Origin of the sequence: Janthinobacterium leeuwenhoeki (assembly GCF_051380795.1) — a bacterium.
Lineage (GTDB): Bacteria > Pseudomonadota > Gammaproteobacteria > Burkholderiales > Burkholderiaceae_D > Janthinobacterium.
Genome location: NZ_JBNYXT010000023.1, coordinates 1 through 20404 on the forward strand (window position 1 = coordinate 1; position 20404 = coordinate 20404).

At 62.8% G+C, this 20404-nt stretch carries 24 protein-coding genes; 3 read left to right on the forward strand and 21 right to left on the reverse strand.

The genetic code is table 11. The features are described 5' to 3' along the window. The first annotated feature begins 213 nt into the window (after positions 1–213). Positions 214–657 carry a MarR family winged helix-turn-helix transcriptional regulator gene (locus ACQ4WS_RS17305; RefSeq protein WP_436478220.1) on the forward strand — a complete coding sequence of 148 codons (444 nt, stop codon included), beginning with the start codon at positions 214–216 and terminating at the stop codon, positions 655–657. A gap of 48 nt (positions 658–705) precedes the next feature. Beyond that, positions 706–1968 carry an MFS transporter gene (locus ACQ4WS_RS17310; protein WP_436478222.1) on the forward strand — a complete coding sequence of 421 codons (1263 nt, stop codon included), beginning with the start codon at positions 706–708 and terminating at the stop codon, positions 1966–1968. Positions 1969–1970: 2 nt separating this feature from the next. Here ACQ4WS_RS17310 and fliR read toward each other — a convergent pair whose 3' ends face one another. From fliR to ACQ4WS_RS17380, 14 genes are all read right to left on the reverse strand, one after another. Continuing rightward, positions 1971–2825, reverse strand: coding sequence for a flagellar biosynthetic protein FliR (gene fliR / locus ACQ4WS_RS17315; protein WP_436478223.1), 855 nt, complete (start codon positions 2823–2825; stop codon positions 1971–1973). Positions 2826–2841: 16 nt separating this feature from the next. Further along, on the reverse strand, positions 2842–3111 hold the full coding sequence (fliQ, locus tag ACQ4WS_RS17320) for a flagellar biosynthesis protein FliQ (protein WP_436478224.1): 270 nt from the start codon (positions 3109–3111) through the stop codon (positions 2842–2844). Between the two features lie 10 nt (positions 3112–3121). After that, positions 3122–3898 carry a flagellar type III secretion system pore protein FliP gene (gene fliP / locus ACQ4WS_RS17325; RefSeq protein ID WP_436478226.1) on the reverse strand — a complete coding sequence of 259 codons (777 nt, stop codon included), beginning with the start codon at positions 3896–3898 and terminating at the stop codon, positions 3122–3124. Beyond that, complete coding sequence (gene fliO, locus ACQ4WS_RS17330) at positions 3888–4469, reverse strand: flagellar biosynthetic protein FliO (protein ID WP_436478228.1); 582 nt, start codon at positions 4467–4469, stop codon at positions 3888–3890. The genes fliP and fliO overlap by 11 nt, the downstream gene beginning before the upstream one ends. After that, positions 4466–4900: a flagellar motor switch protein FliN gene (fliN, locus tag ACQ4WS_RS17335; protein WP_034754038.1), complete on the reverse strand. Its 435-nt coding sequence runs from the start codon at positions 4898–4900 to the stop codon at positions 4466–4468. The genes fliO and fliN overlap by 4 nt, the downstream gene beginning before the upstream one ends. Before the next feature lie 52 nt (positions 4901–4952). Then, on the reverse strand, positions 4953–5939 hold the full coding sequence (fliM, locus tag ACQ4WS_RS17340) for a flagellar motor switch protein FliM (protein WP_034754035.1): 987 nt from the start codon (positions 5937–5939) through the stop codon (positions 4953–4955). A gap of 6 nt (positions 5940–5945) precedes the next feature. Beyond that, positions 5946–6458 (reverse strand): flagellar basal body-associated protein FliL, encoded by a 513-nt coding sequence (gene fliL, locus ACQ4WS_RS17345; protein ID WP_436478231.1) that lies wholly within the window; start codon positions 6456–6458, stop codon positions 5946–5948. A gap of 186 nt (positions 6459–6644) precedes the next feature. Next, positions 6645–7910: a flagellar hook-length control protein FliK gene (locus ACQ4WS_RS17350; protein ID WP_436478233.1), complete on the reverse strand. Its 1266-nt coding sequence runs from the start codon at positions 7908–7910 to the stop codon at positions 6645–6647. A 19-nt stretch (positions 7911–7929) separates the two neighbouring features. Then, positions 7930–8370 carry a flagellar export protein FliJ gene (fliJ, locus tag ACQ4WS_RS17355; RefSeq protein ID WP_436478235.1) on the reverse strand — a complete coding sequence of 147 codons (441 nt, stop codon included), beginning with the start codon at positions 8368–8370 and terminating at the stop codon, positions 7930–7932. A 32-nt stretch (positions 8371–8402) separates the two neighbouring features. Then, positions 8403–9719: a flagellar protein export ATPase FliI gene (fliI, locus tag ACQ4WS_RS17360; protein WP_225317475.1), complete on the reverse strand. Its 1317-nt coding sequence runs from the start codon at positions 9717–9719 to the stop codon at positions 8403–8405. 89 nt (positions 9720–9808) lie between these two features. After that, positions 9809–10522: a flagellar assembly protein FliH gene (locus tag ACQ4WS_RS17365; protein ID WP_436478339.1), complete on the reverse strand. Its 714-nt coding sequence runs from the start codon at positions 10520–10522 to the stop codon at positions 9809–9811. A gap of 43 nt (positions 10523–10565) precedes the next feature. Further along, a complete protein-coding gene (fliG, locus tag ACQ4WS_RS17370) occupies positions 10566–11564 on the reverse strand; it encodes a flagellar motor switch protein FliG (protein WP_034787109.1) in 999 nt (332 codons plus the stop codon). Further along, a complete protein-coding gene (gene fliF / locus ACQ4WS_RS17375) occupies positions 11557–13272 on the reverse strand; it encodes a flagellar basal-body MS-ring/collar protein FliF (protein WP_436478238.1) in 1716 nt (571 codons plus the stop codon). The genes fliG and fliF overlap by 8 nt, the downstream gene beginning before the upstream one ends. Positions 13273–13357: 85 nt before the next feature. Further along, positions 13358–13702: a hypothetical protein gene (locus tag ACQ4WS_RS17380; RefSeq protein ID WP_436478349.1), complete on the reverse strand. Its 345-nt coding sequence runs from the start codon at positions 13700–13702 to the stop codon at positions 13358–13360. Here ACQ4WS_RS17380 and fliE point away from each other — a divergent pair. Then, positions 13599–13901, forward strand: coding sequence for a flagellar hook-basal body complex protein FliE (gene fliE / locus ACQ4WS_RS17385; RefSeq protein ID WP_436478341.1), 303 nt, complete (start codon positions 13599–13601; stop codon positions 13899–13901). The genes ACQ4WS_RS17380 and fliE overlap by 104 nt on opposite strands. A gap of 78 nt (positions 13902–13979) precedes the next feature. Here the strand turns inward: fliE and ACQ4WS_RS17390 are convergent, their stop codons facing one another. The 7 genes from ACQ4WS_RS17390 to ACQ4WS_RS17420 all read right to left on the reverse strand — a co-directional run bounded on the left by ACQ4WS_RS17390 (position 13980) and on the right by ACQ4WS_RS17420 (position 20366). Beyond that, positions 13980–14726: a flagellar brake protein gene (locus tag ACQ4WS_RS17390; protein WP_436478240.1), complete on the reverse strand. Its 747-nt coding sequence runs from the start codon at positions 14724–14726 to the stop codon at positions 13980–13982. Between the two features lie 25 nt (positions 14727–14751). Beyond that, positions 14752–15078: an EscU/YscU/HrcU family type III secretion system export apparatus switch protein gene (locus tag ACQ4WS_RS17395; RefSeq protein ID WP_436478343.1), complete on the reverse strand. Its 327-nt coding sequence runs from the start codon at positions 15076–15078 to the stop codon at positions 14752–14754. Next, complete coding sequence (fliK, locus tag ACQ4WS_RS17400; protein WP_436478242.1) at positions 15071–16249, reverse strand: flagellar hook-length control protein FliK; 1179 nt, start codon at positions 16247–16249, stop codon at positions 15071–15073. The genes ACQ4WS_RS17395 and fliK overlap by 8 nt, the downstream gene beginning before the upstream one ends. A 26-nt stretch (positions 16250–16275) precedes the next feature. Then, complete coding sequence (locus ACQ4WS_RS17405) at positions 16276–16602, reverse strand: flagellar protein FliT (protein WP_436478244.1); 327 nt, start codon at positions 16600–16602, stop codon at positions 16276–16278. Positions 16603–16605: 3 nt separating this feature from the next. Further along, positions 16606–17052 carry a flagellar export chaperone FliS gene (gene fliS / locus ACQ4WS_RS17410; RefSeq protein WP_436478246.1) on the reverse strand — a complete coding sequence of 149 codons (447 nt, stop codon included), beginning with the start codon at positions 17050–17052 and terminating at the stop codon, positions 16606–16608. Between the two features lie 22 nt (positions 17053–17074). Then, entirely contained in the window at positions 17075–19753 is a 2679-nt protein-coding gene (gene fliD, locus ACQ4WS_RS17415) for a flagellar filament capping protein FliD (RefSeq protein WP_436478248.1), read from the reverse strand. Between the two features lie 244 nt (positions 19754–19997). After that, on the reverse strand, positions 19998–20366 hold the full coding sequence (locus ACQ4WS_RS17420) for a flagellar protein FlaG (protein WP_436478250.1): 369 nt from the start codon (positions 20364–20366) through the stop codon (positions 19998–20000). Between the last annotated feature and the right edge of the window lie 38 nt (positions 20367–20404).

Genomic DNA, 20404 nt, shown 5'->3' on the forward strand with positions numbered 1-20404 from the left:
GTTTCGCTGCTGGACACCCAGCAGCGCTTCCAGCTTGTGAAATGAACCGCCGTATGCGGAACCGCACGTACGGTGGTGTGAGAGGGCGGCTGAGGTAACTCAGCCCCCTACTCGATTCCGCCAAATGGCCGCCTTGACAATATAATCAGGCAAACTGTACAGTTTTCCTGACTATATGTTATAGTGGACTCCGTTGATCCACTTTCACTCCCAATGCACACACCACAAGAAGAGCACGAACAAGTCCTGCAACTGGCCGGCGAATTGCGCATCCTGGTCGGCAAGTTGCGCCGCCGCCTGCGCGAAGAGGCGCACCTGGGCGATGTCAGCATGTCGCAGGCATCCGTGCTCAGCCGTCTTGAGCGCGACGGCCCGGCCACGGCCAGCAGCCTGGCGCGCGCCGAAGGCATGCGGCCCCAGTCGATGGCCGCCACCGTGCAAGCCTTGACGGAGGCGCAGATGGTGACGGGTTCGCCCGATCCGCTGGATGGCCGGCAAACGATATTGAGCCTGACGGACAGCTGCCGCGCCTGGATTGCGGCCAGCCGCGCCGCGCGCGAAGACTGGCTGGCGCGCACCATTGAAACCCGGCTTACGCCGGCCGAAGTCGCCGAACTGAACCATGCGGTGGCATTACTCAAACGCTTGGCGGAGTGATCCGCTGAATTTTTCACCACGACCCCGGCAAGGAGCCCGCACGCCCAGATGAACAACACATTCCGTTCGCTACGCATTCCCAATTACCGTATCTGGGCCGGCGGCGCCCTCGTGTCGAATATCGGCACCTGGATGCAGCGCACGGCGCAGGATTGGCTGGTGCTGAGCGAATTGACGCAGCACAATGCCAGCGCCGTCGGCATCGTCATGGCCTTGCAATTCGGTCCGCAGCTGCTGTTGCTGCCCCTGACGGGCATGGCGGCCGATCTGCTCGACCGGCGCAAGCTGCTGCTGTGTACGCAGGCGGCCATGGGTTTGCTGGCGCTGGGCCTGGGCTTGTTGTGCATCAGTGGACAGGTAGCACTGTGGCATGTGTATGTGTTTGCTTTCCTGCTGGGTTGCGTGACGGCCTTCGATTCGCCCGTGCGCCAGACTTTTGTTGCCGAAATTGTCGGCGAGGAAGATTTGACGAACGCCGTGGCGCTCAATTCCACCTCGTTCAATGCGGCGCGCATGCTGGGTCCCGCAGTAGCAGGGTTGCTGATCAGCAGCGTCGGCAGCGGCTGGGTTTTCATCATCAACGCCGTCTCGTTTGCCGCCGTGATCGGTTCGCTGTTGCTGCTGCGCGTGGAATTGTTGCGCCGCGCGCCGCGTATCAAGGCCACGCGCGCCAGCCTGGGCGAGGGTGTCCGCTACGTGCGCCAGCGGCCCGACCTGATGGCCATCCTGCTGATGCTGTTCCTGATCGGCACCTTTGGCCTGAACTTCCCGATTTTCCTCTCGACCATGTCGGTGACGGCCTTCCATGCGGGCGCCGGCCAGTATGGCGTGCTCAGCTCCGTGATGGCTTGCGGTTCCGTGGCCGGCGCCTTGCTGGCGGCGGGGCGCGGCCAGCCCACCCTGGCTTTGCTGCTGGGCGCGGCTGCGCTGTTCGGCCTGGCTTGCGCGCTGGCCGCCGTGATGCCCAATTACTGGCTGTTCGGCATGATGCTGGTGGTCATCGGCATTGCCGCGCAAACGTTTACCACCAGCGTCAACAGCAGCGTGCAACTGTCGACGGCGCCCGCCATGCGGGGCCGCGTGATGGCGATACTCCTGGCCATCTCGGCGGGCGGCACGCCGCTGGGCGCGCCCATCGTGGGCTGGGTGGCCGACACCTTCGGCCCGCGCTGGGCGCTGGGCATCGGCGCCCTGTCCGGCCTGGCGGCGGCCCTCGTCGGTGTGCGCTACCTGGTCAAGCATCACCAGTTGCGTTTGCATGTCGACCTGCGGCGCTGGCGTCTTGCGCTCAGCAGCGACCAGCGACGCTAGTCTTACGGCACTGGCGTGGCCGGCGGCGCGGGGCGCAAGGGGTTCGGCGGCGCGGGCGGCGGTGGCCGGTCGCGCGTGGCAAAGCCGCGCGGCAGCAAACGCGCCGTTTCTATGCCGCGCAGGAACATGTTCTGGAAGGGCGTGGCCAGATAGGGCAGGACCATGCCGATCACCAGCAAGCCTACGCCCAGGGTGACGGGGAAGCCGATACCGAAAATGTTCAGCTGCGGCGCGGCCCGCGTCAAGATGCCCAGCGCCACGTTGGTCAGCAGCAAGGCGGCGATAATGGGCAGCGAAATTTGCAGACCGGAACGGAAGATTTCCCCGCCCCAGGCGGCCAATTGCTGGAAGCCGCCGCCGCTGATGGGACTCGACGAAATGGGCAGGCTGACAAAGCTTTCCGCCAGTGCCGCCAGCAAGACCAGGTGGCCGTTGACTGTCAAAAACATCAAGGTGGCCAGCATGACGAGGAACTGGCTGATGGCGGAAGACCTGCCCTTGGTTTGCGGGTCGAAGAACGAGGCGAAGCCCAGGCCCATGGTGAGACTGCTGAGCTCGCCGGCCATTTCGATGGCGGAAAAGACGATGCGGATGGAAAAGCCCATGGCCAGGCCCACCAGCATTTCCTGCGTCAGGATCAGCAAGCCGGGCAGGGACATCGGGTTGACGGCCGGTAAGGCCGGCACGGTGGGGGCGATGATCATGGCCAGCAGTGCGCCCAGGGTCACCTTGACGGTGGCCGGTACGGCCGCGTTGCCGAACAGGGGCGCGGCCGCGATCAGGCCGAGGATGCGGCTGAGCGGCCACAGCAATGCTGCGATCCAGGTATTGAGTTCGATGCTGGACAGGGTCAGCATGGCAATGGCGGCGGCACTAACCCACCAGGTTCGGGATGCCGGTAAATACCTGGCGCATGTAGTCGAGCATGATGGACAGCATCCAGGGGCCCGCCACGACGATGGCGACAAAGATGCCGACCAGCTTGGGGATGAAGGACAGGGTCGCCTCGTTGATCTGCGTGGCAGCCTGGAAGATACTCACGATCAAGCCGATGATGAGGGCGACGAGCAGCATGGGCGCGGCCACCATGAGGGTGATTTCCATCGCATTGCGGCCCAGGGTCATGACGCTTTCGGGTGTCATCGTATTTCCCCTAGTAAAAACTCTGAGACAAGGAGCCCAGCAGCAACTGCCAGCCATCGACCAGGACGAACAGCATCAGCTTGAACGGCAGCGAGATCGTCGCCGGCGACATCATCATCATACCCATCGACATCAGCACGCTGGCGACCACCATGTCGATGATCAAAAACGGAATGAAGATGGCAAAGCCGATCTGGAACGCCGTCTTCAGTTCGCTGGTGACGAAGGCGGGCACGAGGATGCGCAGCGGCACGTCTTCCGGACCTTGCAGGGCCGGCGAGCGCGACATCTTGGCGAACAGGGCCAGGTCGGCCTGGCGCGTCTGCTTGAGCATGAAGGTTTTCAGGGGATCGACGCCCTTGTCCATCGCCTGCTGCATGGTGATCTTGTTTTCCTGATAGGGCTGGTAGGCATCCGTATACATCTTGTCGAATACGGGGCCCATGACGAACAGGGTCAAAAACAGGGAGAGGCCCACCAGCACCTGGTTCGGTGGCGCCGATTGCGTGCCGATGGCCTGGCGCAGCAGGGACAGCACGATGATGATGCGCGTAAAGCAGGTCATCATCAAGAGCGCCGCCGGCAGGAAGGTGAGCGACGTCATCAGGATGAGCGTCTGCACCGGCAACGAGTAATTTTGCCCCCCGCCCGGCGCCGGCGTACTGTTGAAGGCCGGGATGCCCGGCTGGGCCATGGCCCACAGCGGCAAGGCCAGGGCGGCGGCCGCCAGCAACCAGGTCAGGGGAGTCTTCAAGGTGGACCACGCCATCTGCTGCTTATTTCCCATTGCGTTTTTCGATGGTCTGTTTCAGCCACTCGGAAAAATTGGCGGCCGCGGGGCCGTTTTGCGCCGTGGCCAGTTGCGGCAACTCGCCTTCCTGGCGTGGCATGGTTGCCAGCGCGTTGATCCTGCCGGGCGAGGCGCCGACGACGATCCACTGGTCGGCCACTTCGACGAGGACGATGCGTTCGCGTCCGCCCAAGTTGAGCGAACTGACGACGCGCATCTTGTTGTTGCCACCCATCACCTTGGGGCCATAGCGCTTCATGAACCAGGCCAGGCCGATCAAGAGGGCCAGCACGAACATCAGCGCCAGGATGGTTTGCAGCAAGCTGCCGGCCGAGCTTGTCGGCGCCATCGTCATGGGAGCGCCGGGCGGCATGGCGGGCAGGGCGGCGGCAGGCGCTGCGGCAGGTGGGGACGCAGGCACCGCTGCGGTTGGCGCTGTCTCGCTTGCCAGCGCGACGGAAGCGTTGGCGGCGCTGGCCGCAGGCGCGGCGGCGGCCGGTTCCGCTTGGGCAATGCTGCACGCCGCCATGAGCGGCAGCAGGGTGGAAATCAACAGGCCAGGCTTCATTTATTCAATTTTCGGATGCGTTCGGAAGGCGTGATGATGTCGGTCAGGCGGATGCCGAACTTGTCATTCACCACCACCACTTCGCCCTGGGCGATCAGGCAGCCGTTCACCAGCACGTCCATCGGTTCGCCGGCCAGACCGTCGAGCTCGACCACGGAACCCTGTGCCAGTTGCAACAGGTTCTTGATGGCGATCTTGGTGCGGCCCAGCTCGACCGTCAGCTGCACGGGGATATCGAGGATGAAATCGATATCGTTGTGCGTTTCCGACTTCGATGCCTGCTTGGAAAAATCCTTGAACACGGCGGCGCTGGCCGCGCTGGCCGTATTGGCGGCCTGGTTTTGCAGCGCTTCCGCTTCCGCCTTGGCCTGCTCGGCAATGGCCGCGCCCCAATCGTCTTCCGCGCTTTGGTCGTCTTGGTTGTCAGACATGTGTTTCTCCTGTTGTACAGATGCGGGCCGCAGCGCGGCCCGGGTGCATTACTTAATGATTGTTCATGTTGTCTGCGTTAGCCAGCAACTTTTCGACTTTCAGCGCATATTGTCCGTTCAACACGCCGTAGGTGCAATCCATCACGGGCACGCCATCGACGGTGGCGGCGATCAGTTCGGGAATATTCAGCGGGATGATGTCGCCCACCTTCATGTTCAGGATTTCGTCGAACGACACGCGCGCCGTGCCCAGCGAGGCCACCAGCTCCACTTCGGCGATCTGGATTTGCTGCGTCATCAGGCGGATCCAGCGCTTGTCCACTTCCAGCGCCTCGCCCTGCAGGCTCGAGGTCAGCGAATCGCGGATCGGCTCGATCATCGAATATGGCATGCAGAAGTGGATTTGTCCGGAAACGGAGCCCAATTCCACCGTAAACGTGGACGCTACTACCACCTCGTTCGGTGTGGCGATGTTGGCGAACTGCGTGTTCATTTCTGAACGGATATATTCGAACTCGACGGGGAAGACCGGTTCCCACGACTTGGTGTAGGCTTCAAAGACGATGTCGAGGATGCGCAGGATGATGCGCTGCTCCGTCTGCGTAAAGTCGCGTCCTTCGACGCGCGTATGAAAACGTCCGTCGCCGCCGAACAGATTGTCGACCAGCAGGAACACCAGGCCCGGATCGAAGACCATCAGGGCCGTGCCGCGCAGCGGCTTCATGTGCACCAGGTTCAGATTGGTTGGCACCACCAGATTACGGATGAACTCGCTGTATTTCGAGACGCGCACGGAACCGACCGACACTTCGGCGCTGCGGCGCAGGAAGTTGAACAGGCCCACGCGCAGCAGCCGGGCGAAACGCTCGTTGATAATTTCCAACGTTGGCATCCGGCCGCGCACGATGCGCTCCTGGGTTGCCAGGTTGTAGGTACGAACTCCCGTGACATCTTCCGGCGCCTGCGCGTCGTCCTGGTCTCCGTTGACGCCCTTCAGAAGGGCATCGACTTCTTCCTGGGAGAGGAAATTATCGGCCATGGCTGCTTATTGAATGATGAATGCGGTAAATAATACGTCCGTCACGTCCTGCTCCGGCCCTTTGTCCTCGAACGGCTGGTTCACCTGATTGATGATTTCGGCCGCCAGTTGCTGCTTGCCTTCCACGGTATTGAGTTCGGATGCCTTCTTGCCGGACAGCAGCAGCAGCAAGCGGCTGCGCACCTTTGGCATGTTCAGCTTGATGCTATCCATTTCTTCCGGGCTGCTGGCCTGCAAGGTAAACGCGATTTGCAGGTATTGCTCGCCATTTTCCGGCTGCAAATTGACGGTGAAGGAATCGATGGGTACGAAGACGGGCGGACCTGCCTTGGACGCGGCATGTTTTTTCTTGTTGGGCGCCGCTTCTTCTTTATCGGCCTTGCCATGCAGGAAGTACCAGGCGGCACCGCCACCGATGCCGCCAGCCACCAGCACCGAGGCCAGCACGATGATCAGAAGCTTCTTTTTCGAGGCGCCGGCGGGAGCCAGGCCTGCATCTGCTTTCGGATCTGCTTTCATTTTTGGATTTGCTTTCAATGGTACTCGAGTGCATGGAAGTGGCTCACGACGCCATTATGTCATTATCGGCAAATTCTGCGCAGAAGGATGCAGTGAAAAGAGGGTGGAAGCGCCCTCAACTCGCTGTTTTTATACGAAAAGTTACGCTGTGGGGCACGCCTGTGGCCCGAGGACGACGAATTATCTTCAGGCAAAGGTATCCACGGCACTCAGGCTGGGCCGGCTGCGTCCGCCTGCCGCCGGCGCGATGGCGATCTCGCCACCGGAAACGCCGCCACCCTGGCCATTGCCACGGCGCTCTCCCGGGGTGGCACGTTCGCCATTGTTTTGCTGTTCCGGCGTGCCGGCCGAGACGGTGGCGCTGCCAAAGGCAATGCCCGCTTCGCTCATCATCTCGCGCAGGCGCGGCATGGCCGCTTCCAGCGCCTGGCGCACTTCTGGCTGGGCCGACATGAAGGCGGCATCGGCCTGGTCATTGGTGACCGTCAGTACCACTTGCACCGGTCCCAGGTCGGGCGGATTCAGGGTCAGGGTGGCGCTCTGGTCGCCGCCGGCTGCCATCCACACGACTTTCTGTCCCAGTTGCTGGTCCCAGGCCGGTGTGCCGACCCGGCCCGCCAGCTTGTCGCTCGGCACGGCCACAGCGGCCGCCGCCTGCTGCAGCGCGCCCGGCTGCAACTGGGCCGCCAGACGGCTCAGGTCTGCAGGCGTTTCCTTGAGAATTGGTTCGGCTACGGCGGCGCCCGCCTTGGCGGTGGCTGCCAGTTGCGCGTCGATGGCCAGCTTGCCAGAGTCGGCCTTGCCGGTTGGCACGCTGGCGCCTGCTGTGGCGGCTGTCTTGCCCTGTGCCTGGCCCAGGCTGTCGGCAAAGTCGCCGCTGTCGGCTTGCGCGATGGCGGTGGCGGCGGCCTTGCTGCTGTCCTGGCCGGCTGCCAGCAAGGGCCCCGTTGCCAGGTTCTTGCCTTCGGCCTTGACGCTGGCGCGCGCCGGCAGTTCCGGCACGGCCTTGGCCGCTGGCGGCTGGATGGCCAGCTGGATGCTGCCCACCAGTGCCAGCATGTCGGCGGCCGGATCGGCTGGCGGCGTGACTGTCGCGTCGGGGGCGGCAGGCACGCTGGCCTCGGCCGGGGCGCTGTCGCTGGTGGCTGCCTCGGCGGACTGCGCTGGCGCCTGTTCTCTGCTGGCCGCCTGTTCGGTGCCCGCTTGCGCCGGTTTCGCTTCGCTGGCTGGCGCCTGCGTGGCGGCAGGGCTGGCGGGACGGGGCGCAGGCGCTTGTATTTGCGCTTGCGCCTGCGCCATATTGCGGCTGGCCTGGCGTTGCTCGATCTGGCGGTTCAGGGTGCGCTGGAAGTCGCCTTGCGTGCCGCTGGTGGACGGCTGGCTGCGGTTGGCGGCGCCGGGCGTGGCGTTCGGCGAGACTATCTGGGAAATCGGGGTTGGCTGGGTTTGCATGATGCTGCCTCAGTGTTGCTTAGCGTTTGTAATAGGCTTGTCGCGCCGCGTGCTCGTCCATTGCTTTCTGGTCGCGCTTGTTTTCCAGCTTCAGCGCCTGTTCCTGCGCCCGGTTATTCAGGGTGGTGTACGACATGCGCTTGCGTTCGGCCAACTGCCAGCGCATCTTTTCATTGTCGCTGCGCGCTTGCGCATGCTCGACCACTTGCTGCTGGCCCAGGATGGCGCTGTCGAGCTTGACCATGAAGGCCTGGAAGTTGCGGTAAGCCATGGGCGTCATGCCGCTGCTCATGCTCGCCTCGAAGCGCTTGGCATAGTCGTCGCGGTAGCCGGACAGCATGTTGAGCTTTTCGCGGCAATCGTCGAGCGCTTTCAGGGCCGCGCCCAGGCGCTTGGCGCAGTCATCTGTTTCGCGCTGGGCAAGGTCGATCAGGGTTGCAAGTTGGGAAGGGGAAGCCATGGCTGATTATATTCCCGCTAGGCAAGCCCTCATCACTCGAATAGAGCGGTAAGTTGCCCCAAGCTCTCGTCCATGCTGACCCGCTCCGTGATTTGCTGTTGTAAAAACGCCTCAATCTTTTCATGCAGGGCGATGGCCTGGTCCAGCACGGGGTCGGTGCCGGCGCTGTAGGCGCCCACGCTGATCAGGTCGCGGCTGCGTTCATAGCGCGAATACAGCTGTTTCAGCTTGCGCGCCTGCTGCTGGTGCTCGTGCGTGGTGATCGAGTGGGCGGCGCGCGAAATCGATTGCTCGATGTCGATGGCCGGGTAGTGTCCCGCTTCGGCCAGGCGGCGGTTCAGCACGATGTGGCCATCGAGAATCGCGCGCGCCGAATCGGCGATCGGATCCTGCTGGTCGTCGCCCTCGGTCAGCACGGTGTAGAAAGCCGTGATCGAGCCGCCGCCTTCCTCGCCATTGCCGGCCCGCTCCACCAGCACGGGCAGCTTGGCGAAGACGGACGGTGGATAGCCCTTGGTGGCGGGCGGCTCGCCGATGGCCAGGGCGATTTCGCGCTGCGCCATGGCGTAGCGGGTCAGCGAATCCATGATCAGCAGCACATTTTGCCCCTGGTCGCGGAAATACTCGGCAATGGCCGTCGCATACGCGGCCCCCTGCAAACGCATCAGGGGTGGCGTGTCGGCCGGCGCGGCCACGACGACGGAGCGGGCCAGGCCTTCGGCGCCGAGGATTTGCTCGATGAATTCTTTTACTTCGCGTCCGCGTTCGCCGATCAGGCCGACGACGATCACGTCCGCTTCCGTGTAGCGGGCCATCATGCCCAGCAGCACGCTCTTGCCCACGCCGGAACCGGCGAACAGCCCCATGCGCTGGCCACGGCCCACCGTCAGCATGGCATTGATCGAGCGCACACCCACGTCGAGCGTATCGACGATGGGGGCGCGGCCCAGGGGATTGGCGGGGCGTACATTGATGGGAGCGCTATCGGTCGTATGCAGCGGGCCGAGCTGGTCGAGCGGTCGTCCTGCGCCGTCGAGCACGCGGCCCAGCAGTTGCGGTCCCACGGGCAAGTGGCGCGCACGGTCGCTGGGGCGGCGGCGCGGGTGCGCCACGCTGCCCGGGCGGGGAATGGCCGGTTCGACGGAAAACACGCGCGTGCCGGGCACGATGCCTTCGACGTCGCTTTGCGGCATCAAAAACAGGCGCTCGCCTTCAAAGCCCACCACTTCCGCCTCGACCCGGCCGCCATTCGGCAGCGGCACGGTGCAGGCGGCGCCGACGGCCAGGCGCAAGCCCACGGCTTCCATCACCAGGCCGGCCACGCGCGTGACCCGGCCTGAAATTTGCATCGGCTCGACAAAGCCGACTACGGCCGAACAGTCGCTCAGGTAGGCGCGCCAGCGCGCCGCATGGGCAGTGGGGCCTTTGACGGGCTCGCTCACGGCGCCAGCCAGTCCACATCTTTGCCCAGCGCATGCGTCAGGCGCTGCCAGCGGGTGGACGTCTGCGCGTCGATCTGGTTGCTGGCCGTGTCGATCTTGCAACCGCCGCGTTCCACGCTGGGGTCTTCGATGACGCGCCAGCCACCCTTGTCGAGCTCATCGCCGATGCCGTCGCGCACCACTTGCGCGTCTTCCGGGTTGAGCATCAGCAAGGCTGGTTGTTGTAGAACGGGCAAGTATTCGATCGCTTCGCGCACCATCGGCAGCATCAGTTCGGGGCGCACGGGCAAGGCCGTTTTCAGCATGCCCTTGGCCAGTTGCAAGGCCAGTTCCATCACGTCGTTGGCGATCAGTTCATCGGCCTGCTGCACGGCCGTGCCGAAGTCGACGGCGATGGTTTGCAGATGCGCCAGCTCGACGCTGGAGGCGGCCTTGCCTTCCGCATACGATTGCGCATGGCCGTCGGCATGCCCGGCCGCATGGCCCTCCGCATAGCCGGCGGCGCGGCCTTCATCGAAGGCCGTGGCGCGTGCTTCTTCGCGGATGGCGTCGAGTTCTTCCTGCGTCGGGTATTCGAGCGGCGGCGCCGGCTCTTCGTCGTGCAGCTCGCCGTACGGATCAAGTTCCGGGTCGAATTCTGGTTCGGGGTCCGGTTCGAGCAGCTTGCGCGCCGCCACCACGCTGGGACGCTCGTCGCCAAACGAGGTCATTTCCCAGCGCTGGTAGGCGGTTTGCTGCTCTTTGGGTATTAAATTAGACAAACGAATCCTCGCCTTTTCCACCCAGTACTATCTGCCCTTCGTCCGCCAGGCGGCGCACGATTTGCAGGATCTGTTTCTGCTGCGACTCCACTTCCGACAGGCGCACGGGGCCTTTCGATTCCAGGTCTTCGCGCATCATCTCGCCGGCGCGCTGCGACATGTTCTTGAAGATCTTGTCGCGCAGTTCTTGCGAGGCGCCTTTCAGGGCGATGATCAGCATTTCCGACTGTACTTCGCGCAGCAGCAATTGAATGCCGCGGTCGTCGATATCGATCACGTTGTCGAACACGAACATTTCGTCCATGATCTTTTGCGCCATGTCGTTGTCGTAGTTCTTGATATTGTCCATGACGGAGCCTTCTTGCTCGCCGCTCATGAAGTTGAGGATCTCGGCCGCCGCGCGCACGCCGCCCAGCGACGATTTCTTGATGTTCTCGTTGCCAGAAAGTAACTTTGTCAGCACGTCGTTGAGTTCGCGCAAGGCGGCCGGCTGCACGCCGTCCAGGGTGGCGATGCGCAAGACCACGTCGTTGCGCAGGCGGTCCGTGAAATGGCCGAGGATTTCACAAGCCTGGTCGCGTTCCAGGTGGACCAGGATGGTGGCGATGATTTGCGGGTGTTCGTTGCGGATCAGCTCGGACACGGATTGCGAATCCATCCATTTCAGCGATTCGATGCCGGACGCATCCTTGCCGCCCAGGATGCGCGACAGCAGCACGGAAGCCTTGTCGTCGCCCAGCGCCTTGGTCAGTACCTGGCGGATATATTCGTCCGAATCGAGGCCGACGGTGGAATTGAGTTCCGTCTGCGCGCGGAAGTCGTCGAGCACTTCGACCACCTGCTCGTGCGCGATGCCCTTCATGGTGGCCATGGCGGCGCCCAGTTTCAGCACTTCGCGCGGACCGAGGAATTTCATGACCTCGGCCGCTTCGCTCTCGCCCAGTGCCAGCATCAGGATCGATGCTTTTTGCAATCCCGTAGTCTCAGTCATTATTGCCTATCCATGCTTTGATGACGTTGGCCACCACGCGCGGGTCTTCCTGCGCCAGTTTCCGGGCCATCGCCAGGTTTTCCCGATAACCGCGGGCCGTATCTTCTTCCAGTTCTTCCAGCTCCGCTTCGCTGAGCAGGACTTCGTTTGCTTCGCCATCCTTGGCCAGTTCCGGCTCGATGACGGGCGGCGGCGCGCCGAAATCGTCGATCTTGCGCATCACGGGGCGCAGCATCGGGCGCACGATCTTGATGAAGATATACAGCAAAATCAGGGCCGTGATGAGGAATTTCGCCAATTCCTTGGCCAGCGGCAAGTTGGCCGGGTCGCGCCACCACTCCAGCTTGCCTTCCGGTGCCCGGTCGATGCCATCGAAGGGCGAGTTGGCCACGCTGAAGCTGTCGCCGCGTTCCTTGTTGTAGCCCATCGCTTCCTTGACCAGATTATTGATCTGGACCATTTCGGCAGGGGAAATCGGCTTGACCGTGACCTTGCCATCCTTGTCGAAGCTGCGGCGGTAGTTGACGACGACAGCCACCGACAGGCGGCGCAAGCCGCCCATGGATTTCTGCTCGTAGCGCACGGTCTTATCAACTTCATAATTCGTCGTCGATTCTTTTTGCGTAGGTGCTGTCGGCGCGCCGCCCGGGGCGCCAGGCGCCTCGGCCGTCAACGGCGCCGTCGCCACGCCTGGCGGCTGGTTCGACAGCGCGCCCGGCACGCCGGACGGGTTGGCATTGCCGGCGCCCGTCGATTCGCTCGTTTGCTGGCTGCGGATAGTGGACGCTTCCGGCGGCGAGTTCGGCTTGTAGGTTTCTGCCGCCTGCTCGCTTTGCGAGAAATCCACGTCAGCCGTCGCTTCGGCGCGCACATTGCCTTCGCCGACGATGGGCAGCAAGATCGATTCGACTTGCTTGATCACGCTTTGCTGCAATTGCTGCACGTACTTTAACTGGTTCGGGTCCAGGCTCTTGATGCCGTTGGCGCGATCCTTGTCCTTTTCCTGATTCGACAGCAGGGTGCCGGCCTGGTCGACCACGGTGACATTGATCGGCAGCAACTCCGGCACGCTGGACGCGACCAGGTGCACGATGGCGCTGACCTGTAATTGGTCGAGGCCGCGGCCCGGATGCAGGTTCAGCAGCACGGAAGCCGTCGGTTTTTGCTGTTCGCGCACGAAGACGGACGGTTTTGGCAAAGCCAGGTGGACACGCGCCGTGTCGACGGCGGACACCGATTCGATCGATTTCGCCAGTTCTCCTTCCAGTGCGCGCTGGAAATTGACCTGTTCCAGGAATTGCGACACGCCCAGCTTCTGATTTTCCATCAGCTCGAAGCCCACATTGCCGCCCTTCGGCAAGCCTTGCGCGGCCAGTTTCAGGCGCGCATCGTGGACTTGTTCGGATGGCACGAGTATGGCGCCGCCCCCTTCGGAAAACTTGTGCTTGATGCCCAGCTGGTCCAGCGAAGCGGTGATGGCGCCGCCGTCGCGGTCCGTGTAGTTGGAGAACAGGACTTTGTATTCGGGCGGCTGGTTCCACATGTACAGGGCCACGCCGATGGCGATCAATGCCGCCACGCCCAGGCCGCGCAGGAAATTCTTGCCCATCGGCGTCTTGGCGAAGGCTTGCACGGACTCCACGGGCGAGCGGGCAGGCGCCGCTTCAGGCGGTATGCGGTTCACATCGATTTCTTCGGCTACAGCCATGATTGCCTTCCAGGGCGTGTGGTTTGACGGGTATTCGGTGGTGCGTCGGGGCCGCTTCCTCGGGAGGAGGGGGCGATATGCAGAATTATCCGCCACTGTCACGCGCTTCAATCGTCCAAATAGAAGGCGCTTTTGCCGCCTGCTCGGCCGAGCGGCTGGCGTTGGCGCTGGTATTGTGGAACCTTGGCAACATGTGACGGAAGTTATTGTACCCGTCGTTGCCTTGCTGACTGGAGTTTTGTTCTCCGGAAGCAACAGGCAGGAATAGACGAGAATCGGGAGGCAAAGTGAAAACAGGCGGTATCGATAGCAGCAGGATCGAGGCGATGATCGCGCAACTGAAGTCGGCGGCCACGCGGCCGGAGGCGAAAATACCGGCGATCCAGACCGAGATGCCGGCGGCGAAGGTGAATTTTGCCGATGCCTTCAAGAGCGCGCTCGATTCCGTGAGTGGCGCACAAAAGGCCTCGTCGGCGCTGGGCCAGCGCTTCACCATGGGCGACGAAAAGGTCAGCCTGTCGGACGTGATGGTGTCGATGCAAAAGTCGAGCATCGAATTCCAGGCGACGGTGCAGGTGCGAAATAAATTAGTGGCGGCGTATCACGAGATCATGAATATGCAGGTTTAAGTTATGACAACCCCAAGCGCAAGGGCCGGGGTCGGACCTTAAGGTCCGACCCCAGTCTTCGTTTTGGGTTAACTATGATCAGCCCAACCCCGCCATGCGCGCATTACGCTCGCGTTCGAGACGCGTGATATAGCGCTGCACGTGCGCCAGCATGTTGCGCGGCAGGTCGACGAACTGGCAGCCCAGGCGGCGGTTCAGCTTATTGTTCAGCAAGGTCATGTCCAGCGAATTGCGAATTTGCAAAGTCGCAGTGACGATGCCTACGTCGGGCAAGTCGATGCGGCAACCGGGATAGTCCCTGCCGATGGTCTCGCCCAGCATCAGTTTATTGTCCAGGATGGCGATGCCGCCGCAGCTGATGTCGGCCAGCGGGAACAGCGTGTCGGCGCCGCCCAGCGAGGGCGGCAGGGGAATCGAGACGCGCACGGGATTGCTCACGGGCGTCGTCATGCGGTAATACTCGCGCCGTTGCAAGCGGATCAGTGTTTCTGGAATGGCAATTTTCAAGGCGGGCGTGCCGCCGTAATTGCACTCTTCGACCAGGGCGCTGGCAAACAGGATGCGGATCTTGTCGAGCGAGGTTTCAAACGAGATGCCCTTGGCGGCCACCATGCGCCGGTTCTGGTCGGCGTTCACGGAACGGTCGAGGATGACGGTATTGTGGTCGGCATCGACTTCCAGGATGGAGGTGACGCATACATCGGATTCACCGTGAATCAGGATGCGGATCAACTGGTTCTTTTCGCTGATGCTGCGCAGCAATGCGATGATTTCCCGCCGCGATTCCACTTCAAAGTCATGCCAGTTTTCGAGGCCGGAATCCATAATATGTGCTTGCATTGATGCCTGTCTATGTATCGGTGAGGTTGATGCTGGTGTCGGGCGGGGGCGGGATCGGCCCGCCATTCGCAGATTCAATATGATATAACCAGGCCAGCAGTTCCGCAATCGCCCGATACAGGCCGGGCGGAATCTGGCGGTCCAGGTCGACATCCATCAGCAGCGCCACCAATTCCTTCGATTCATGCACGAAAACGCCGTGTTCGCGCGCCGTGCTGATGATCTGGTCCGCGATCAGGCCGCTGCCCTTGGCCACCACCTTGGGCGCGGGCGTGCCGCTCTGGTAGGCCAGCGCGACGGCCGTCTGCGGCACCTTGCGCTTGGCGTCTTCAAGCATCATCTTCTCCAGCCGCCTCGGACTTGCCGGCGATCGTCAACGACGACAAGGGCCAGCCCGCCGCGTCCAGCGACGCTTCCAGCCGCGCCGCATGCTGGCGCAAGGTGTCGGCGCTGCCTTCGCTGCCCGCTTGCAGCTGGATGGCCACGCGGCCGCCCTGCAAGACCACGTGCGCGGCCAGGTCGCCCAGCAGGGGAAACTGGAAGCGCACATTGCTGCGCCAGGCCGTCGCTTCCTCGTCGCCATCGCGCCCATCGTGCTGCTGTCCTTCCGGCGCATCGCGGCTGACATCCCACTGCATCTTCTGGCCGGGCCAGGCTTCGCCCTGCCACTGCACGCGCGCCTGTTCGTGCGTATGCAGCTGCAAATTGATCAGTTGCGCCGAGGCCAGGTCGGTACCCGTCCTGGGCATCTCGCCCTGTGCCGCCTTCTGCATTTGTGGCTCCAGCAGCAGCGACGCCAGAGGCCGCTTGCCTTCGGCCCATTCGGCCACATGCGATTCATAGAACAGGCCGCTGCTGCCGACCGCATCGCGCAGTTTGTGTGCCACTTGTGCCGGATCAAAGCCCGGCGTGGTCATCAGCGGCGTCTTGCCGACCAGGGACAGGGGCGCGCCGGGCACGCTTTCGGCCTGGCCGAGCACCGTGCTGATGGCGCGCGCGGTGGTGCTCAGCTCGGGCGCTGGCGTGTCGCCTGCAAGGGCGGGCAGCAGATTGGCTGGTGTCAGCGGTGCGCGGCTGAGCAGGGTGGCGGCTGCGCTGCTGGCGCGCGTGCCCGCGTGGGCGGCGCCAGTCTGGGGACCGCGCGCTTCGGCAGCGTCGGGTTCGGCTTCCGCGTCCGCATACGTCAGCAGGGCGCTGGCGGCCTGGTCGCGATTACTGCCGATTTGAAAGGAGGGGCGGGGATGGATGCCGATCAAGGTCAGCGGGATTTCCGTGCCCAGCTGGGTGCCGGCGGGCAGCTGCATGCGGGCCGGCGTGCCAGCCACGCGTACCAGGTAGCTGCCATCGCCCATGCGGGCCAGCACCTGGCCCTGCATGGATTTGCCGATGAGTCCCTGCAGCGAGCGCTGGAACTCGGCCTGGCGCGGGTCGGCGACGGCATCGGCCGCCCGCGTGGCCTTGACCGGGGTCAAGGGCGTCATGCCGATCGCATCCATCTTCGGCAACATGATAGGTGACCTTGCCCCGTGTGCGCTTACGCGCCGTAGGCGTTGGCCAGGCGCCTTTCGGTGCCCGTGCTGTTGATCAGCTTGGACAATTGCGCCATCCACGGCATGGTCAGGTCGCGGATCTTGCGGTCATCTTCCAGGATCTGCTTGATCAGGGCGACCTTGCGCTGGCGGCCAGCGCTTTCCAGCACGACTTTTGCTTCATTTGCCTTCAGCGCTTCCACATGCGCGCCCACTTGCTGCTCCAGTGCTTCGAGCTCATCCCAGTCGGCGTTGCTGGCGGCGGTCACCATCCGGCCCGTCAGGGACTGCATGGTTTCATAGGTGGTCAGGACTTCTTGATTCGTCATCATGGGTCAGGCACTCGCAAGGCTGGGCATACGTTTCAAATCGGCGCCGGGGATGGCGGCGGGCGTGGCGCCGATGGCGTTCCATGTTTCACGCAAGTCGGTCAGCAGGCGCTGTACTTCTTCCAGCATGCCGAGGTCGTTGCGGATGTTGGCGGCCAGCAGGCGCGCGCCCATGTATTCATACAGGGAGTCGAGGCCTTCGGCGATCTGGCCGCCCGCTTCCTTGTCCAGGCTGGCGCGCAAGCCATTGTCGATGATCTGGATGGCTTTCGAGATGGACTTGCCTTTTTCCGGGATATTGCCCGATTTCATGTGCATCTGCGCGCTGAGCACGGCCACCAGGGCGCCGTCGTACAGCATTACGATCAGCTTGTGCGGCGAGGCCGAGACGATGCCCGTTTCCAGGCCGACCTTGGCATAGGCGTTGACGCCGCGTTGTTGGGTTCCAAACATGTAATTCTCCTGATGTATGGGCTTAACGGTTGGCGGCGATGGAGGCCAACTGCTGGGTCAAATAAGTTTGTGTGGCCGTCAATCTGCTCAGCGTTACGTCGAGGCGCGAGAACTGGGCGCGGTAGCGCGCCTCAACGGTATTGAGCTTGTCGGCAAAGCGCTGGCGCTGATCAGCCACATCCTTGATGCTACTGTTGATGCCCTTGGTGCGGCCCGTGATGAGACCGTCCGTGCCGAGGAAGGAGGTAGCCAGATTGTTCAACTGGTAGGCGTAGCCTTGCGAAAAGCTCACCGTGCCCCGGTCGCCCACGGCGCCGCCAGTCACTTCCACCTTCAGACCATCGGCGGGCGAACCGGGGGCGCCCGTCAGGGTCTGGCCCGAACCGATGACGGGCTGGCCGCCGATGGTGCCGGCCACGTCCGTCCCCTTGGTGGGCGTGACGCCGGCACCGATCAGCGATTCCACACCCGTACCGGTGACGCTGGCCACGGCCAGGTTGGAGACGGAACCATAACGGGACGACGCCATCACCAGGCGGCCGCTGCCGTCAATCGATGCCGTCACGGATGCGCCATTTTCACTGAAGCCCTTGACGCCATTGATCGACGACTGGATCAAGCCGGCCAGCTGGGCAGGTGTGTAATTGCCCGCAGGAATGGTCACGCTGGCCGTATTCTTGGCCGCCGCAGGATCCGTGTCGTTCAGCGTGACGCTCCAGGTGGTGTCGCTGGCAATCGTCGTCGACGCGGGCAAGGTCAGGGTGCCTTTCAGGGTGCCCTGGCTGGCCATATTGGTGATGTTCAGTGCGTACGTGCCAGGCTTGGTGGCGGCCGTCGAACTGGTGAAACTGACGTTGCTGTCCGTGGTTTTTCCCAGGGCGGAGAAGAGGCCGGCCACGTCGGAGAAGTTGGCGCTGATGGCCTTGTCCAGCACGGTCGCGTCCAGCACCAGGCTGCCATCTTTCTGGAACGTAATGCCAACCTGGTCCAGCGTCTTCAGGTTGCCGGCCAGACCACTGATCGAGGTGCTCAGCTGTTTGCGCAGTTGGGACTGCATCGTTTGCGTGGTCGAATCGCCGAGCATGACGCCCGCCTGCTTGGTTTCCGCGTTGTACGACGTCATCTTGGCGATCGACGCGTTCAAGTCGTTGTAGGCCTTGACGAAGGCGGTGACGCTGGTCTTGACCGTCGACGTGTCTTTCGACACGGACAAGGAGCTGCTGCCCACTTTCAGCACGTTCAGGGTCACGCCTTCGATGGCGCTGTCGATGCTGTTCGAACTGTTCGTGATGGGGATGCCGTTGACGCTGAGCATGGTGTTTTGCGCGGCGCTATTCTGCTTCAGGTTTTGCGTGCCCGATGCATCGTAGGACAGCAAGTCGCTCAGCGCGCTGTCGGCGGGCTGGCCATCGCTGCCGCTGAGCGAGATCTTCATCGATGAGTTGGCGCCGGACTTAGACGAGCTCAGCACCAGATGGTACGGCTTGTCCGAACCATCGGAAACGATGCTGGCGGTCACGCCCAGGCCCGCATTATTGATGGCGTCGCGGATGCCTTGCAGCGAGTTGTTGGTCGAGTCGATGACGACCGTCCCCGTTGCCTGCGTGGCATCCTGGGTAAAGCCGCTGCCGATATACGCACCACCGGTGCCGGCCGTCAGCCCGGCCGCCGCCGGATTGCTGCCAGCCACCGTGATGGGGCTGCCGTTGGTCGAACTGAGCGTGATGGAGCTGGCAACGTTGACGTTGAAGCCCGTGTTGGTGGCCGTCGAGGCATGGCCGATGCCGCCCTTGACATCGCCCGTCACGACTTCCTCGATCTGGATATTCGTGCCGTCGGCGCGCGTAAATTGCAGGGTGCCGTCGGCAGCCTTGCCGGTGACGGTAATGTTGGCATCGGCCAGCGCATTCGAGATGGCGTTGGGGCCGGCCAGGGTGGTGTCGAGCGAGGCGCCCGTGATACCGGCGCCGGCAGCCACGCCATTGCCTTGTGTAACGATATTGATGCCGCCGACGGACAGTGCATACGTGCCATCTGCACCGGTGGCAACATTGCCGTAGCCGGCGAACAGGGTGGCGCTGCTGGCGGCCGGCTGTGCCGTGGCCGTCACGCCCGTGGTGCTGCTCTTGGCATTGATGGCTTCGGCCAGCGCGCGCGCGCTCTTGGTCGTGCTGTCCGTGGGAATGGCCGTGCCATTCAGGCTCAAGGAACCATTGCTGATGCCATTTTGCAAAGTGGCGCCGCTGAGGGCCGTGCCGTTCATGCCGAAGGTGCCGCCGGCAACTTTACCGAGCTGGAAGGAAATGGTCGTCTTGGCGCCCGAGCCGATGGTGGAAATCTTGCTGGCGTAGCTAGCCGAGGTCAGGGTTTGCGACTGCGCCAGCTGGCTGACATTGATATTGTAGTTGCCGGCCACGGCCTTGGCGCCGGCCGAGGCAGTAAATACCAGTGGGTCGGCCGGCATCGCCGAGACGGCGCGGAAATTGTTGCTGTTGCTCAGTCCCGAGAGTGACGTCTGGAACGCGCCCACGGCCCCGCTCAGGGTGCCCAGCGCGCTCAACTTGGCCTGGTAGGAAGCGGTTTTCTTGTCATAGCCTGCCAGGGGCGCCGCTTCGGCGGTCATCAGCTTATCGATGATGCCATTCACGTCCAGGATGCTGTTGCCGATGCCCGGAGAGGATAAGGTTGGTGCGATGGCCACTGTCTGCTCCTAGGAAAACACTAATATAAGCTGTTATCGGCAGAATTAATCAGGACTTGAGAGGGACTTTTCTGGTCCTGTTTCCGATTTGCGGAAAAGTCAGGCGGGAAATGCGGAGAAGTATTGCATGAATGGCATGGAAAAAGACCGGGCCAGTCCGGAAGTTATCTGGCTGGCCCTGGCGCGCGCTTCCCTTGCTATGTTGCGATACTGCATTGGCCCCGCGCTCGTTGTCGGCATGGATTCAGGCGCTCTGGCTGATCAGCTGGCCTTTTGCCGAGGCAAATGATTTGGCGATTTCCAGCGCTTCCCGGGTGGGAATCTGGCGCAGGACTTCCTGCGTTGCCTGGTCGATCACTTTGACCACGGTACGCTGGCTGTCTTCGTCGATGGAAAACTGCAAGCCCTGGGTTTTGACCTGTGGCGACTGGTTCAGTTCCGAAACGGCCTGGTCCAGCTCTTCGCGGCTCGGTTCCTTGGTTTTGTTGGCCATCGCGTCGATGCCGGTGTTCGCGTTGCGTGCCGCCTGCGCGCGCGCGGTGGCCGGTTCTGTGGATGGATAGTTCTTGTCGATGCGCGCTGCGGAGGCGGCAGCGATGGTGTCGATAGTCATGTTGCTCCCCTAGTGAAAATTCCCCTGCCGAAGAAATC